The organism is Amycolatopsis sp. NBRC 101858 (genome assembly GCF_030269325.1).
GTDB classification, from domain to species: domain Bacteria; phylum Actinomycetota; class Actinomycetes; order Mycobacteriales; family Pseudonocardiaceae; genus Amycolatopsis; species Amycolatopsis ponsaeliensis.
The window spans coordinates 437,380-451,903 of the sequence record NZ_BSTD01000004.1; the positions used below are offsets into that span (position 1 = coordinate 437,380).

Genomic DNA, 14,524 nt, shown 5'->3' on the forward strand with positions numbered 1-14,524 from the left:
CGATCGTCCGGCGGTGTGCAGGCCGGATGCGCTCACACCCGAAGCGCTGGCCGACGCGCGCCGGAACCAGCCGCGGCGGGCGCTGGCCGGGCTGGTGTTCGTCCTGCCGGTGACCGCCCTGCTCGCGGCCGGCGCGGGCGGCCCCGCCCGCACGCTGGAGGTGCTCGGGCCGCCGGTGACGTTCGCACTGCCGATCGTCGCGATGATCGCGTTCTGGTGGGAGGACTGGCCGGGCAGCCTGCTGCGCGGCGGCTGGTCCGGGCTGTCCGACACGGCGCTCGTCGTGGCCGGGGGAGCGGCGCTGACGCTGCTCGGCCGGGCCGTCACCGGGACGGCGGCGGTGCCGCTGGCCGCGAGCATCTTCACGCTGACGCTGCAGCTCACCCTGGTCGGAGAGGGCTGGCCGCTGCGAGGCCGTGGTGAACGCTGGCCAGGTGTCGCGGCCCTGGCGGTGTGCTGGGCCGCGGGGCTGGCGGTGTACCTCGGCCTCGTCCGGACCGGGCTGGTGCCGGGCGAGGACTACGGCGCGTGGTTCGCCGTGCTGGGTGCCTGGCAGATGGCCTGGTACGTGGCGCTGCGCGGCTGGCCGTTCGCCCGGATCCGGCGGCGCGCGGTCCGGCTGGCGACGGCGCACGGCGCGGTCCTCGCCTGCGGGTTCGCCACCTACGCGGTGGTCCGGCTCGCGTGGCAACCGGAGTGGATCGCGGAGGTCGCCGGCGCGGCCATCGCGTCGGTGCTCGTGGTGGCGATGCTGTTCGAGGCGTGGCCGGCCATCCGGCTGACCCCGCTGCCGGGCCGCAGCCTGGTACTGGTGCTGGTGGCCCTGCTGACGGCAGCCCTGTCGGCAGCGTTGCCGCAAGTCGCGCACTGGGCCGCGGTGCCGGAGCGGCTGGTCGCGGGGTGGGCGACGCACACGACGTTGAACGCGCTCAGCCTCGCGGTGATCCTCCACGTCGCGGTCTGGCGGCGGTGGCCCTCTTCAGCGTCGTGACCCGACGGTGGCCAGCTGCTCGGTGATCTCCGCCAGCAGTTCGGACGCCGCGTCGCCGAGCGCCTCCAGGTCGGCCAGGGTCGTCTCTTCGGTTTTCACAGCTGGTCCTCGAAGGCTTCGTGACGGGCGATGAGGGCTTCGGCGAAGGCGGTGTGGACGCGGAGGTACTCGTCCAGGCCCACCGCGGTCTCCGCCCAGGCGTGCCACCGGACGTGCGCCTCGGCGACGTCGATGTCGGCCGCGGCGGACACCGTCGCAGCACCTGTGCCGGCGAGGATCGCTCGGTGCATGAGCGACGGGGACGAGGTCCGGGCGAGCTCCGCCAGCGCGGCGAGCCGGGTGAGCTCGGCGAGCGCGTCCGGCGCGACCGGCCGGCGGCGCGGGACGGGAACGGGGTGGGCGTTCTCGAGAACGCTGGTCATCGAACGACTCCTGCACGGAAGAAGCTGAAGATCCTGGTCGGCGGTCGGTTACCCCGCCTCACCGTGGGTAAACGCGCGCGCCCGTGATCTCCATCTCGCCGATCGGGTGACAGAATTGTGAGCCTGATGACAGACGACGACCTCGCGGCCCACGCCCGCGCCCTGATCTCGGAGAACGCCTACCTCACCCTGAGCACGACCGACGCGGACGGCGCGCCCTGGACGTGCCCGGTCTACTTCGCCCCGGAAGACGATCACACGTTCGTGTGGGTCTCGGAGTCCGGTGCCCGCCACTCGCGCAACCTCGCCGCGCGCCCGCGGGTGAGCCTGGTCGTCTTCGACTCCACGGTCGCGCCGTACCACGGGCGGGCCGTGTACGCGGTGGGCGAGGCGCGGGAGCTGTCGGGCGAGGCTCTTGACCGCGCCTTGGCGAGCTATCCCCGGGGTGACGGCGACGGCGCTTCGGAGGTGACGCTCGAGGACGTGTCCGGGGCGTCGCCCTACCGGATGTACGCGATGGTCGCGGCGGAGCGGTGGGTCCTGTGCCCCCGGGATCCCGGGCAGCCGTGCGACCTCCACGGCGAAGCCCGGGACCACCGGGTTCAGCTGTAGCGGACCTTTCCCCGGCACTGGGGGACCGGCTCCGGCCGCACGCTCTCCAGCGTCGGCGTCACCGGGAGGATCGTGCCGTCGCGGCGGAAGGTCAGCCGGTCGATCGTCGTCTCGCGGTGGGTGCCGTCGCCGCCCGGGATGCCGAAGCGGTGGTAGGCGAGGTACCAGTCGTCCGTGCCCGGGACCTGCAGCATCGAGCTGTGGCCGGTGCCGAGGACGCCCAGGTGGGCGTCCTTGCTCAAGATCAGGCCGTGGTTCGTGAACGGCCCGGTCGGCGACGGCGCGGTCGCGTAGCCGACGCGGTAGTCCTCGCTGCGGGTGTCGTCGATCGACCAGCTCAGGTAGTACGTGCCCGTCCGTTCCGCCATGAACAGGCCTTCGCGGAAGCCGTCCAGCCCGGTCAGGCGGGTGATCTTCGCCGGGTCGAACGAGACCATGTCCTCGTTCAGCGGGACGACGTAGGCGTTGCCGTTGCCCCAGTACAGGTACGGCTGCCCGGTGTGGTCGACGAACACCGCCGGGTCGATCGCCTGGCCGCCGTCCGGGTTCGTCGCGATCAGCGGCTTGCCCGAGTCGGTGAACGGGCCGGTCGGCGAGTCGCTCACCGCCACGCCGATCTTGGCCTCCGCGCAGAAGTAGAAGTAGTACTTCCCGTTGCGCTGCGCGATCGTCGGTGCCCAGGCGTTCTTGTCCGCCCAGCTCACGTCCGGCCCGAGGTCGAGGATGACACCCCGGTCCGTCCAGTCCACGAGGTTCTTCGACGACCACGCCGAGAACTTCGTGCCGCTCCAGCCGTCGAAGCCGTCCGTGGTCGGGTACAGGTAGTACGTGTCACCGAACGCGACGATGTTCGGGTCGGCCTGGTAGCCCGGCAGGACCGGGCTGCGCGTCTCGTGCGCTTCGACCGTCCACACGCGACGGTCGCCGCCGGCGCCGGTGACCGTGAACCGCCGCGGCCGGCTCAGGTCCACCGTGCGCGTGTCCGGCTTGATCGTGGCTCCCGGCGCGAGCCAGAACTCCGGCGACAGCCGGCGCAGGTCGGTCCCCGGCTTCACAGGGAGCACGACGGTCGACGCGCCGTAGTCGATGACGGCCGGTGTCTTCAGCGAAGGCAGCTCGACCGACCGGATCGTCGTGCTGTTCGACGGCAGCGTGGCCACTTGGAGCCCCGTGAGCGCCCGGTTGTAGAGCCGGACGTCCTTCATCTTGCCGTGGAAGTACTTGTCGCTCGCGTACAGCGAACGGCCGAGGTAGTTGGCCGCCGTGACGCCGCCGCCGAGGTCCGACGGCTTGATCGTCGTGTTCGCGTTGCGTCCGACCTCTACGCCGTCGAGGTACAGCACCGCCACCCCGTCGCCGACGGTCAGCGTCAGGTTCTTCCAGACCCCGCGGGGCAGCCCGCCACTCGAGGCCACCTGCTGCTCGGTCGTCCAGTTCCCGGTCGCGATCGCGCCGCGCAGGCCGCCGCTCGCGGTGCCGCCGGTGGTGAACAGGTAGCCGTCGCCCGCTCCCGAAGGCGCGGTATTGCCGAAGCCCCACAGGAAGTACGGCGTCTGCTGGGCCGGGTCGACCAGGACGTCAGCGGACACGGTCGCCGCCGCGGCGCCGGTCAGCAGGTTGTCCGGCAGCTGGACGTGCCCGTTCGTACCGCCGAAGTCCAGCGAGCCACCGGCCCAGGAGACGTCGCCGGCGAGGGCACCGTCGTAGCCGTGACCGGTGGTGTCGGCCGCGACCGGCCCCGACTTCGCGTCCAGCGGCCAGTGCGCGACGAGGCCGTTCGCGTCGGCCCGCACAGGCGCCGGGGGAGCGCTCAGCCGGGCCATTTCCGCCTGCGTGACCGGCAGGACGGTGCCGTGCCGCGGTGACGCGGGCAGGTGCGCGCCGGTGGACATGGTCCACTGGCCCGAGTTCAGGTCGGTGGACTCGAACGGGACGTAGCCGCGGCCGCCGAACTCGTCGATGAACAGGTACCACTTGTCCTCGGTGTTGGACTTGAACCCGGTCGGGCCTTCGCCGGCGGAGAGACCGGGACCGGTCGCCGTCGCCTTGCCGATGCAGTCGGCGACGAAGCCGTAGTGCGGGTCGAGCAGGTCGGCGGACTTCTCCTCGGTGATGAACTTGCTGCACGGCGTGGAGGACGTGTTGTTGCGTTCGTCCTTCGTGAAGCGGTAGTAGGTGTCCTGGTTCTTGATGATCGTCGAGTCGATCACCGAATAACCCGGGTCGTTCCACACCTGCGGCGCGCTGAAGGTGACGAAGTCGCGCGTGGTCGCGGACATCATCCGGTTGTAGCTGTCGCCGGTGTGGTTCGGATCGTTCTCCGCGTACAGCTTCGAGGCCCAGTAGACGACGTAGGTCCCGCGCTGGGCGTCCCAGGAGGCTTCCGGGGCCCACGTGTTACCCGCGGTCGGCGGGGACACCTGGACGCTGCGCTGGCGCGACCAGTGCGCCAGGTCGGTGGACTCCCAGACCATGATCGACCGGCTGCCGGAGCGCTGGGCGGCGTCCCAGCCGCGCCCGGCGTAGATCCGCAGGTCGGTGGCCAGCAGGTAGAACTTGTCGCCGTCGGGCGAGCGCAGGATGAACGGGTCGCGCACGCCCAGCTCGCCGAGGCTCGACTTGAGCACCGGCCGCCCGTGGTTCAGCTCGGTCCAGTTCAGCGGGTCGTTGCCCTTGCTCAACGCCGAGTAGATCTGCTCGCCGTCGGATGTGCCTTCGCCGGTGAAGTAGAAGAAGCTGTAGCCCGCCAAGGGTTCCTGGACCGGTTTCGGGACGACGGTGGCGGTGAACCGGCGCGTGGTGCTTTCGCGGCCGAGGCTGACCTTCGCGGTCAGGACGACGTTCGCGGGCTGGGCGCCGGTCGCCGGGCGGGTGACTTCCCCGGTCGGGGTGATGACGGCGGGAGCGGACGACGTCCAGGCCACGCTCGTGCCGCCCGCGCCCGCCGTCGGGAGCGTGAGGTTGCCGCGGACGTCGTCGATGCCGGGCACGGACAGGGCACTCGCGGCGGCGCGCGTGGTGCCGGGTGGGGGAGCGGCGCCGGCACCGGCGGTGCCCAGGGGGACGAGTGCGGCCACGACGGCCGCCACGACGCCGAAACGGCGCGGGGAGAACAACTTCATCGTTGTCGATCCTTCGGGGCGCGTCGGGGACCAGATGTGATGTTAGCGTTAACATCAAGCGGGGCACGCTGACCATAGAGGCCGGCGTGTCCGCTGGTCAAGAGACCGGCGCCGGTCAGCCGAGGCCGTCGAGCACCGGCGCGAGCCGTTCCAGTACCGCGACGTCGGCGGCGAAGTCGTCCGTCGTCGGGGGCATGAGCAGGACGTGGTCCGCGCCCGCGGCGAGGTGTTCGCGGACCTTGGCCGCGATGGCGTCCGGGCCGCCGTGGGCCACGACCGCGTCCGCGATCCCGGCGAGATCGTCCAGGGCGAAACCCAAGCGGCGCAAAGCGTTCGAGAACGTCGGGAGGTTCACCGTCGTCGAGACCTTCTCGATCGCCGCCGCCTTCGCGCGGTCGGCGTCGGAATCGGGGACCACGGCCAGGCCGACGACCAGCAGCTTGTCCGGGCCGAGCACCGACCGGGCCTCGGCGGTGAAGGCCGGCGGCAGGTTGGCCGGGTACGCGCCGTCCGCGATCTCGCCTGCGAGGGCGAGCATCTTCGGGCCGTTCGCGCCGAGGATCCGCGGGTACTTCGCCGCCGGTGCCGGCGGCCAGGTCTCCGCGTCCATCCGCCCGACGTAGTCGCGCAGCGTGGCCAGCGGGCTGCCGAAGTCCCGGCCGGCGGCCTCGGCCTGCTGCGGGTAGCCGACGCCGATGCCGAGCGCCAGCCGGTCCGGGTAGGCGTCGGCGAGGAACGCCGCCGCGGCGTGCAGGGTCTGCGGTTCGCGGGCCCAGATGTTCGCGATGCCGGTGCCGAACGTCAGCCGCTCGCTCGCGGCCAGCAGCACGGCCAGCTGGACGAGTGCGTCCTTGCCGCCGACGACCTCGTTGGTCCAGACGGTCCGGTACCCGGCGCGCTCCAGCCGTCGCACCGCCTCGCGCTGGCTCTCGGCCGGGGGCGTGCGGGTGAACGAAATCGGCAGGTAGACGCCGACGGGCCCCAAGGTCGCCATGGAACTCCCTCTCAGACGGTGTGGTCCTTCCACCGTGGCCGCGCGGGGCACGCCGGGTCCAATGATTGTTTCGCGAGACGCGATGCGATTCGTGCATCACCGCAGTTCATGGCGCTAAGCTGAGACCATGGCCGACCTCGATCTGCAGCTGGTGCGCGGCTTCACCGTCGTCGCGGAGCACCGGCACTTCGGGCGTGCCGCCGCCGAACTGCACCTCACGCAGTCGTCGCTGAGCCGCCAGATCGTGCGGCTGGAGCAGCAGGTCGGTGCGCGCCTGCTGGACCGCACCCCGCAGGGCACGCGGCTCACCGAGGCCGGTGAGGCGTTCCTCCCGCTCGCCGCGGATCTGCTGCAGAAGGCCGCGAACGCGACAGCCCACGCGCGGGCGGTCGCGCGGCCCAGCCGGATCACCGTCGGCTACACCGGGAACCTGATCGTCACCCCGGCCGTGCGCGACCTGCGCCGCCGCCACCCCGGCGCCGAGGTACGCACCCAGCACCTCGCCTGGGACGACGCCCGCGCGGCGCTGCTGGAGCACCGCGCCGACGTGGCGGTCGTCCGGCTGCCGCTGCGGGCGGCGGGACTGCACGTCACGGTCCTCTACGACGAGCCCCGCGTGCTCCTGCTGCCGAGCGACCACCGGTTGGCGGGCAAGGAATCCGTGACGCTCGACGACATCGCCGACGAGCCGCTGCCCCGCGCCCTCGACCCGGAGTGGGACGCGTTCTGGCGCGTCGACCCGCGTCCGGACGGCCGCCCGGCGCCCGGTGGCCCGCTCATCGACGCGATCGAAGACAAGATCGAGCTCGTGGCGAGCGGGCAGGCGGTGGCGATCATCCCGGCGCCACCGGGGAACGTCACCGGCTTCCGCCCGGACCTGACGACCGTCCCGCTGGCGGACGTCGAGCCGGCCCAGGTGGCGGTGGCGACGCGGGCGGGCGAGCGCAACCGGCTCGTCGCGGCGTTCCGCAAATGCGCGGAGGCCCTGCTGACCCGGCCGGAATGACAGATGCCGCGGAGCCTCGAGCGGGCACCGCGGCATCCTTTGTGGACAGTCGGGTCAGCGGGGCGTGGCGGACGTCCCGGCCGGCGTTCGCGAGGCCTGCTGGGCCCGCTTGCGCTGGATCGCTTCCTGTTCGCGCTGCAGTTTGGCGTGCCAGGCTCCTGAGTCGTTGGTCATGGCGTTCTCCGGTGGACGGGCGAAGGTGCGTGACGGTGCCGTGCCGGGGGTGGACCCGGTCACGGGCGGAAGGTGCGGCCCGGTGCGGAGAAGACCTGGATCCGGGCGCCGGTGCCGTGCTCCGGAAGTACCCAGGCGTTCCGGCGGTCAATCACTTTTCCGGCGCCCGACCTGCGGATCTTCGGTCCGGGAAAGCGCGTTCACGCGTTCGGAGCAAGCGAGGCCGTCGAGGAACACCCGCACCAGGCGCTCCGCCGGTTCCACCGGTTCCCGGGGCGTCAGCCCGGACACGAGCGCCGCCTCGTGCATCTCGAAGAGCAGCCCCAGATCCGCGGGCTCGAGGTCCGCGCGCACGCTGCCTTCGCGCTGAGCCTGCTCGAAAGCCGGGCGCAGCAAGGAAACCAGGGCGTGGGTGTACTGCCGCTGGCTGCGCTCCGGCAGCTCGCGGAACAGCCGGACGAGCGGGCGCCGCCGGGCCTGCATCGCCAGCACCGCCCGCAGCAGCTCGCGGAAGGACTCCTTGCCCCGCACCCGGTTCTTGAACGCCGCCAGGTGGTGGGTCGCGACGGCGAGCGCGAGCGCCGTGCGGTCGGGGAAGTGCCGGTAGACCGTCGCCCGGCCGAGGCCGGCGCGGCGGGCCACCTCGTCCAGCACCACGTCGGCTTCTTCGCTGAAGGCTTCGTCGGCCGCGCGCAGGATCGCCTCGCGGTTGCGGCGGGCGTCGACGCGCCGGGGCACGGCCGCGGACGGTCGCACAGCGCGCATGGCCGAGGACATTACTCGCGAGTAGTGAGACCGGCAATCCGTTCCATCTCTCGGTTCGGATTCGTAGATTCACCGTCGGTCACCGCCGACGTCGAAGGAGCCGCGCATGCGCAGCCTGAACCGCCGCACTGTCCTGCAAGGCGCGGCCGCCGTGGCGGGCGTCGCGGCCCTCGGCGCGGGCCGCGTGCGGATCACGCGGGAGGAGCACCGGGTCGTGGTCATCGGCTCGGGGTTCGGCGGCGGGGTCACGGCGCTGCGGCTCGCGCAGGCCGGCGTACCGGTGCTGGTGCTCGAACGCGGCCGCCGCTGGCCGACCGGGCCGGACGCCGAGACGTTCCCGCACCCGACGTCGGCACCCGACAAGCGGATCTTCTGGCTCGGCTCGGCGCCCTCGCTGCCCGGCCTGCCGTCGCTGCCGCCGTTCGAGCGCTACACCGGCCTGCTCGAACAGGTCACCGGCCAGGGCATGAGCATGATGTGCGCGGCCGGCGTCGGCGGCGGCTCGCTGGTCTACCAGGGCATGACGCTGCAGCCGACGGCCGAGCTCTTCCACGCCTGCTTCCCCGAGCAGCTCGACTACGCGCGGCTGGACGCCGAGTACTACCCGCGCGTCGCCGCCATGCTCGGCATCGCCACCGCGCCGGACGCTCTCGTCGAGAGCAAGCCGTACCGGGCCTCGCGGATCTTCGCCCGCAACGCGCGCGACGCGGGCTACGCCGTCGAGAAGATCCCGATGCCGATCGACTGGGACTACGCCCTGCGCGAGCTCGACGGCGAGCTGAAACCGTCCTACACCAACGGCGACTGCGCGCTCGGGGTCAACAACGGCGGCAAGCACTCGGTCGACGTCACCTACCTCGCGGCCGCCGAAGCCACCGGCCGCTGCACCGTCGCGACCCTCCACCACGTCACCGACGTCGCGCTCGCAGCCGACGGCCGCTGGGAGATCCGCGTCGACCGCATCGACACCTCGGGAACCGTGCTGGAGAAGCAGATCCTCACCGCGAACGCGCTGGTCATGGCGGCCGGCACGGCGAACACCACGCGGCTGCTGATGCGCGCGGGCGCGAAGGGCGACATCCCCGATCTGCCCGACGCGCTCGGCGCCGGCTGGGGCACCAACGGCGACCGCATCTACACCTGGACGAACCTCGCCGACGACTTCGGCGCACCGCAGGGCGGCCCGGTCGTCTACGGCAGCAAGGAATGGGACGACCCCGCGACGGCCAACACCGTCATCCAGGCGTCGCTGCCGCCGCTGCCGGACCTGCGGACCACGATGCTCGTCGGGTACGGCGTCAGCGCCGGCCGCGGCCGGTTCGTCTACGACGCCGCGAAGGACGACGCCATCCTGCATTGGCCTTCGAACGCCGACGCGAAGCTCAGCGCCCGCATCCACGAACGCATCTCCCGCATCGCGGGCCCGCTCGGCGTGCTGCTCGACACGACCGCCGTGGCGCCCAGCACGTGGCACCCGCTCGGCGGCGCCGCGATGGGGTCGGTGTGCGACCTCGAGGGTCGCGTGCTCGGCCACCGCGGCCTCTACGTGCTCGACGGCGCCCTGATGCCCGGGACGACGGCGGCCTGCAACCCGTCGATGACCATCGCCGCCGTCGCGGAGCGGGCCTTGGACCACCTGATCGCCGAAGACGTCGGCACGGTTTTCTGAGGTCCGGACTCGAGGGGGAGTTCTCATGCGTCGCTTGTGGACAGTCCTGCTCCACCGCGCGGCCCCGACGGCTGGTGCCGACTGCGCCGTGGACCGGCGCCGGACCCCGTCCGATCGTCTCGGTGGCCGGCGGCACCCGCGGCATCGGCGACCGCTGCGCGCCGTCGAAGTTCCGGCCCGACTACGAAAAGCCGCTGTTCGTCGACGCGATGCTGAGCCGCAGCTGGGCCGTCGCGATCGCCGACTAAACGACGGCGAACCCGCTGACCACCCCGCGGTGGCAGGCCCGGTTGGCGGAGAACGAGCTGGACACCCGCCCGCCGAAGGCGCCGATCTTCCTGTTCCACGGCAGCCTCGACGAGATCATCCCGCTGTCGCCGGCACAGGCGCTGCGGCGCGAGTACTGCGCGGCCGGGGTGACCGGTTCGCGGGCAAGCCGGCGCGCTCCGGCTGCTGAGCGACGCTCACGGGCGGACCACCGTGAGCGCGAACCGCGGCCGGCCGCTCGCCGCGTGGTCGAGCGCGCCGGCGATGTCGTCGAGACCGAACTCCGTCACGGTGAACTGATCGAGGTCCAGCAACCCGGACCGGGCGAGGGCGATCATGCTCGCGTTCGCCGTCCGCGGCTGCATCCACTGGCCGCGCACCGTGACGCTGTTGCGCATGAGCCACGGGTAGGGCAGCGCGAGGTCGTCGCCGCCGAGCATGCCGACCCCGCCCATCAGCACGATCCGGCCGTACTCGCGGACCGCCATCGCCGCGGCGCGCACGGGCGCGGTGCTCGCCGACGGCGGCAGCAGGTCGAGGACGACGTCGATCGGCGCGCCGGCCGCTTCCCGCAGCCGGACGGTGTCGCCGTCGCCGGTGAGCCGCACCGTGCGGACCCGGCTGCCGAACCGCCGCTCGAGGTCGTCCAGCGCCGCCTCGTTCCGGCCCGGCGCCACGACGCACGCCGCGCCCATGGCGAGCGCGACCGCGACCCCGGCGCTGCCGAAGTTCCCGGTGGCGCCGCTGACCAGCACGGTCTCGCCGGGGCGCAGCTCGGCCGCGAGCAGGCCGCCGTAGGGCACGAGACACAGCGTGAGCGCGGTCCACCGGCCGGCGTCGGCCGGGTCGAGCGGCCCGAGCGGGATCGCGTTCTCGGTCGGGATGCGGAGCTGTTCGGCGTACGCGCCGTGGCCGAAGTGGCGCTGGAGGAACAGACCGCCTTCGCCCCGCCCGCTCAGCCCTTGCAGCGTGATGTCCGGGGTGCGGGCGTCGTCGCGCGAACGGATCACCGGATCGCACAGCACCCAGTCGCCGGGGGCCAGGCGAGTCGCGTCCGGGCCGGTTTCGCGCACCCGGCCGATCGCGCCGGCGCCGGGGACGACCGGCAGCGTCAGCTGGTAGTTCCGCTCGCCGCGGAACACCTCCGCCGCGTAGGGCAGCACGGGCGCGGCGACGACGTCGACCAGCACTTCGCCGGTGCCGAGCGTCGGCGCGGGGATTTCGTGCACGGCCAGTGGTTTGCCGAATTCTTCGAGGACAGCGGCTTTCATGTCCCCATCGTCGGGAAGATCGGGGATGGCATCCAGGCCTGGTATCATCCTGGGACTACCGAGTGCCACCCGGAGGTCGTCATGCCCGAAGCGGCCCGTGCCGGGCTGGGGGAGTTCCTGCGGTCGCGGCGCGAGCGGCTGAGCCCGGCGGCGCTCGGGCTCCCGGACCGCCGCCGGCGCCGGACGCCGGGCCTGCGTCGCGAAGAGGTCGCCGAGCTGGCCGGCATCGGCGTCGACTGGTACGTCCGGCTCGAGCAGGGCCGCACGGTCAGCCCGTCGTCCGCGACGGTCGAGGCGCTCGCGGGCGCCCTGCGGCTGGACGACGCCGAGCGCGCCCACCTGCGGGCCCTGGCCCGGAACCCGGCGCGGACCCCGTTCGGCCGTGAGCGCGTGCCCGAAGCCACCCGCCGGCTCGTCGAGGGCCTGAGCGAGCCCGCGTACGTGACGGGCCGCCGCTGGGACGTGCTGGCCTGGAACCGCGCGGCGGCCGAGCTCTTCACCGACTTCGCCGCGGTGCCGGAAGCGGACCGGAACGTCCTGGTCTTCCTGCTGCTCGGCGAGGGCGGCCGGCGGCTGTTCGGCGCGGGCTGGGCCGCGCAGGCCGAGCACGCGGTGGCGCAGTTCCGCGCCGCGCACGACCTGTGGGCCGGCGACCCGGCGTTCACCGGGCTGGCGGCGCGGCTGCGGTCGGGCTGCCCGGAGTTCGCGACGTGGTGGGACCGGCACGACGTCGGCCGGAACGGCCCCGGCCGGAAGACGTTGTTCCGGCCGGGGCCGGTGGAGTTCGACTACGCGACCTTCCAGGCCGTCGAAGACCCGGAGCTGCGCCTGACGATCTACGCGCCCACCAGCGGCAAGTAGACCTCGTCGACGATCTCCACGAGCACGGCGTCGTCCACTGTGGTCAGTCCGCGCGTGAGCAGTTCGTTGCGCAGCAGCACGAGCGCCACGGTGGCGACGCGCGGGTGCCGGGCTCCGGGCCGCGCCTCGCCGCGTGCGACGGCCCGCTCGACGATCTCGAGCCAGATCTTCGCGCCCCCCTCGGCGGCCTGTTCGTACAACTGCTCCCGCAGCTCCGGCTCGTCACCGACGCCGGTCAGGAGGCCGCGCAGGATCCGGGCGGCGGGGGAGGACTGGCCGCAGTTGATCGCGCGCAACGCGGCCAGCGCGTCTTCGCGGAGGTCGCTGGTGTCGGGTGGCTTGCGGGTGTCCTCGGCCAGGTGGCGGTAGGCGGCGACGCCGAGCGCGGCGCGGTTCGGCCAGCGGCGGTAGATCGCGTTCTTGTTGGTGCCGGCCCGCTGCGCGACCCGTTCCATGGTGAGGCCGGGGTAGCCGGTCTCGGCGAGCTCCTCCGCGGCGGCGCGCAGGATCGCGTCTTCCAGCTCGGCACCGCGGCGGCGGGTCTTCTCGGGCATGTGCCGCAGTGTACCGCTTTAGGGTACGGTACGGACCGTACCCTAAATTCCGGAGGAACCGTGCGAGCCAAGGGCATCGGCTACGACACCGGCTTGGAGCGCGACGGGCGGTTCAACCGCCCGTTCGACCCGGACCTGGTCCGCCGCGAGCTGACGATCATCCGCGACGACCTGCACTGCACGGCGGTGCGGCTGATCGGCACCGACCTCGACCGGCTCGAGCACGCGGCCCGGGAGGCGGCCGCGCTCGGGCTGGAGGTGTGGTTCTCGCCGTTCCCCTGGGATCGCACCCAGGAGGAGATCCTCGCGCTGCTCGCCGACGGCGCGTCGCGAGCCGAACGGCTCCGGCAGGCGGGTGCCGAGATCGTGTTCGTGACCGGCGCCGAGCTGAGCCTGTTCAACCACGGTTTCCTGCCGGGGGACGGGATCGAGGAACGGCTCGCCGGGCTGCTGGCGTCCCGGGAGCTCATTTCCGGGTTGTCGAAGCAGGTCAACGCATTCCTGGCGCGGGCGGTCGCGGCGGTCCGCGAGCGGTTCGGCGGCCGCGTGACGTACGCGGCGATTCCGCTGGAGCGGGTGGACTGGGAGCCGTTCGACATCATCTCGGTGGACGCGCACCGCTCGAAGGAGGTCGCGCACATCTACCGCGAGGGCGTCCGCACGCTGGTGGCGTCGGGCAAGCCGGTGGCGATCACGGAGTTCGGCGTGACGCCGTATCGAGGTGCGGCCGATCTGGGGGCCCGCTGCGGCGAAATCGTGGAGTACGAAGACGAGATTCCGGTGCGGCTGAAGGGCGAGTACGTCCGCGACGAGGAGGAGCAGGCACGGTACTTCCGCGAGCTGCTGGAGATCTTCACGACGGAGGGCGTCGACGCGGCTTTCGCGTGCACGTTCGTTTGCTACGGGCTGGTGCACCGGGCCGACCCGCGGGCGGACCTGGACATGGCGAGCTGGGGCGTGGTGAAGGTGCTGGAAGACGGTCCGGGGGAGACGTACGGGGACGTGCCCTGGGAACCGAAGGCGGCGTTCGGCGCCCTGGCGGACTGCTACGCCTGAGCCAGGAACGCCACCATCGCCGCGGTCAGTTCCGGGCTCGACATCGCCGTGAAGTGGGTGCCCGGGACCCGCTCGAAGCGGCCGTCCGGCAGGGCGGCGGCCAGCGCGTCCGCCGTCGCGTGGCCGTCGTCTTCGGTGCCGACGAGCACCAAAGTCGGTGTGGGGATCCGGTCCAGGCCGTCGGTCGGGACGTGCGTGCCGAGCACGTGCCGCAGCGCGACCGGGTCGCCGCCGGCCTGCCGGAGCCAGTACGCCGGCGACCCGGGCTCCACGGGCTCGCCGTCGATCAGGGCCGTCAGCGCGCGGTGGTAGCCGCTCGTGCGGGGCGTCGCCCGCTGCACGGCGTCCAGGCCCTGGCCCGCCACGACCGCGCGGCCCGGACGGGCGCCGCGGGCCAGGAGGCGCAGGACCACCCGGCCGCCGTACGAATAGCCGCCGAGGTCGTAGTCGTCGAGGCCGAGGTGGGCGAGCAACGCGAGACCGTCGTCGGCGAGGACGTCGGGAGGGTAGGCCGCCGGGTCGTGGGGACGGGCGCTCTCGCCGTGGCCGCGCAGGTCCGGGAGGATCACCCGGTGCCCGTGGGCGGCGAGGGAAGCCGCCGGGCCGAGCCAGTCGCGGCCGGTGCCGGTGAAGCCGTGGAACAGCACCAGCGGCCGGCCCTCGCCGACCTCGCGATAGGCGAGGTCCCAGCCGTCGTGACTCCGGAAATGCGGCATGGGGCCAGCTTAACCATCAGATGAATCACCGACCAATTAGGGGG

13 protein-coding genes and 2 pseudogenes are annotated in these 14,524 nt (G+C 72.7%); 8 read left to right on the forward strand and 7 right to left on the reverse strand.

Going from position 1 to position 14,524, the window contains the following annotated elements; genetic code table 11:
- Positions 1-13: 13 nt before the first annotated feature.
- Positions 14-991, forward strand: a complete 978-nt coding sequence (locus QSK39_RS30810; protein WP_285481351.1) for a hypothetical protein — start codon at positions 14-16, stop codon at positions 989-991.
- A gap of 95 nt (positions 992-1,086) precedes the next feature.
- On the opposite strand, the gene QSK39_RS30815 is transcribed toward QSK39_RS30810, so the two are convergent.
- Positions 1,087-1,413, reverse strand: a complete 327-nt coding sequence (locus tag QSK39_RS30815; protein ID WP_285481352.1) for a hypothetical protein — start codon at positions 1,411-1,413, stop codon at positions 1,087-1,089.
- Between the two features lie 126 nt (positions 1,414-1,539).
- Between QSK39_RS30815 and QSK39_RS30820 the strand changes: the two genes are divergently transcribed.
- A complete protein-coding gene (locus QSK39_RS30820; protein ID WP_285481353.1) occupies positions 1,540-2,025 on the forward strand; it encodes a pyridoxamine 5'-phosphate oxidase family protein in 486 nt (161 codons plus the stop codon).
- Here QSK39_RS30820 and QSK39_RS30825 read toward each other — a convergent pair.
- The gene (locus QSK39_RS30825) at positions 2,016-5,147 is read right to left on the reverse strand and encodes a family 43 glycosylhydrolase (protein WP_285481354.1); all 3,132 of its coding nucleotides are present in this window, start codon (positions 5,145-5,147) and stop codon (positions 2,016-2,018) included. The two genes, QSK39_RS30820 and QSK39_RS30825, sit on opposite strands and share 10 nt — an antisense overlap.
- Before the next feature lie 115 nt (positions 5,148-5,262).
- Positions 5,263-6,141: a TIGR03620 family F420-dependent LLM class oxidoreductase gene (locus QSK39_RS30830; protein ID WP_285481355.1), complete on the reverse strand. Its 879-nt coding sequence runs from the start codon at positions 6,139-6,141 to the stop codon at positions 5,263-5,265.
- A gap of 127 nt (positions 6,142-6,268) precedes the next feature.
- Here QSK39_RS30830 and QSK39_RS30835 point away from each other — a divergent pair, with 127 nt between their 5' ends.
- Positions 6,269-7,147, forward strand: coding sequence for a LysR family transcriptional regulator (locus tag QSK39_RS30835; protein ID WP_285481356.1), 879 nt, complete (start codon positions 6,269-6,271; stop codon positions 7,145-7,147).
- A 321-nt stretch (positions 7,148-7,468) separates the two neighbouring features.
- On the opposite strand, the gene QSK39_RS30840 is transcribed toward QSK39_RS30835, so the two are convergent.
- Positions 7,469-8,086, reverse strand: coding sequence for a TetR/AcrR family transcriptional regulator (locus QSK39_RS30840; RefSeq protein WP_285481357.1), 618 nt, complete (start codon positions 8,084-8,086; stop codon positions 7,469-7,471).
- Between the two features lie 106 nt (positions 8,087-8,192).
- On the opposite strand from QSK39_RS30840, the gene QSK39_RS30845 reads away from it, so the two are divergent.
- The 3 genes and pseudogenes from QSK39_RS30845 to QSK39_RS53110 all read left to right on the forward strand — a co-directional run.
- A complete protein-coding gene (locus tag QSK39_RS30845) occupies positions 8,193-9,755 on the forward strand; it encodes a GMC oxidoreductase (protein WP_285481358.1) in 1,563 nt (520 codons plus the stop codon).
- 122 nt (positions 9,756-9,877) lie between these two features.
- Positions 9,878-10,003 (forward strand): hypothetical protein, encoded by a 126-nt coding sequence (locus QSK39_RS30850; RefSeq protein WP_285481359.1) that lies wholly within the window; start codon positions 9,878-9,880, stop codon positions 10,001-10,003.
- Between the two features lie 15 nt (positions 10,004-10,018).
- Positions 10,019-10,162: pseudogene (locus tag QSK39_RS53110) on the forward strand (lipase family protein); the annotation flags it as partial.
- A 57-nt stretch (positions 10,163-10,219) separates the two neighbouring features.
- Here the strand turns inward: QSK39_RS53110 and QSK39_RS30855 are convergent.
- The gene (locus QSK39_RS30855; protein WP_285481360.1) at positions 10,220-11,293 is read right to left on the reverse strand and encodes an alcohol dehydrogenase catalytic domain-containing protein; all 1,074 of its coding nucleotides are present in this window, start codon (positions 11,291-11,293) and stop codon (positions 10,220-10,222) included.
- A 117-nt stretch (positions 11,294-11,410) separates the two neighbouring features.
- Between QSK39_RS30855 and QSK39_RS30860 the strand changes: the two are divergent.
- Positions 11,411-12,154: pseudogene (locus tag QSK39_RS30860) on the forward strand (helix-turn-helix transcriptional regulator); the annotation flags it as partial.
- Here the strand turns inward: QSK39_RS30860 and QSK39_RS30865 are convergent.
- On the reverse strand, positions 12,130-12,708 hold the full coding sequence (locus QSK39_RS30865) for a TetR/AcrR family transcriptional regulator (RefSeq protein ID WP_285481362.1): 579 nt from the start codon (positions 12,706-12,708) through the stop codon (positions 12,130-12,132). The pseudogene QSK39_RS30860 and the gene QSK39_RS30865 overlap by 25 nt on opposite strands.
- Before the next feature lie 60 nt (positions 12,709-12,768).
- Between QSK39_RS30865 and QSK39_RS30870 the strand changes: the two genes are divergently transcribed.
- On the forward strand, positions 12,769-13,764 hold the full coding sequence (locus QSK39_RS30870) for a glycoside hydrolase family 113 protein (protein ID WP_285481363.1): 996 nt from the start codon (positions 12,769-12,771) through the stop codon (positions 13,762-13,764).
- Here QSK39_RS30870 and QSK39_RS30875 read toward each other — a convergent pair.
- Entirely contained in the window at positions 13,755-14,480 is a 726-nt protein-coding gene (locus QSK39_RS30875; protein ID WP_285481364.1) for an alpha/beta fold hydrolase, read from the reverse strand. The genes QSK39_RS30870 and QSK39_RS30875 overlap by 10 nt on opposite strands.
- Between the last annotated feature and the right edge of the window lie 44 nt (positions 14,481-14,524).

Excerpts from the sequence above, each read along its gene's own strand:
- QSK39_RS30840 (WP_285481357.1), bottom strand. The coding sequence starts at position 8,086 with ATGCGCGCTGTGCGACCGTCCGCGGCCGTGCCCCGGCGCGTCGACGCC.
- QSK39_RS30835 (WP_285481356.1), top strand. The coding sequence starts at position 6,269 with ATGGCCGACCTCGATCTGCAGCTGGTGCGCGGCTTCACCGTCGTCGCG.
- QSK39_RS30820 (WP_285481353.1), top strand. The coding sequence starts at position 1,540 with ATGACAGACGACGACCTCGCGGCCCACGCCCGCGCCCTGATCTCGGAG.
- QSK39_RS30875 (WP_285481364.1), bottom strand. The coding sequence starts at position 14,480 with ATGCCGCATTTCCGGAGTCACGACGGCTGGGACCTCGCCTATCGCGAG.
- QSK39_RS30815 (WP_285481352.1), bottom strand. The coding sequence starts at position 1,413 with ATGACCAGCGTTCTCGAGAACGCCCACCCCGTTCCCGTCCCGCGCCGC.
- QSK39_RS30865 (WP_285481362.1), bottom strand. The coding sequence starts at position 12,708 with ATGCCCGAGAAGACCCGCCGCCGCGGTGCCGAGCTGGAAGACGCGATC.
- QSK39_RS30825 (WP_285481354.1), bottom strand. The coding sequence starts at position 5,147 with ATGAAGTTGTTCTCCCCGCGCCGTTTCGGCGTCGTGGCGGCCGTCGTG.
- QSK39_RS30855 (WP_285481360.1), bottom strand. The coding sequence starts at position 11,293 with ATGAAAGCCGCTGTCCTCGAAGAATTCGGCAAACCACTGGCCGTGCAC.
- QSK39_RS30830 (WP_285481355.1), bottom strand. The coding sequence starts at position 6,141 with ATGGCGACCTTGGGGCCCGTCGGCGTCTACCTGCCGATTTCGTTCACC.
- QSK39_RS30845 (WP_285481358.1), top strand. The coding sequence starts at position 8,193 with ATGCGCAGCCTGAACCGCCGCACTGTCCTGCAAGGCGCGGCCGCCGTG.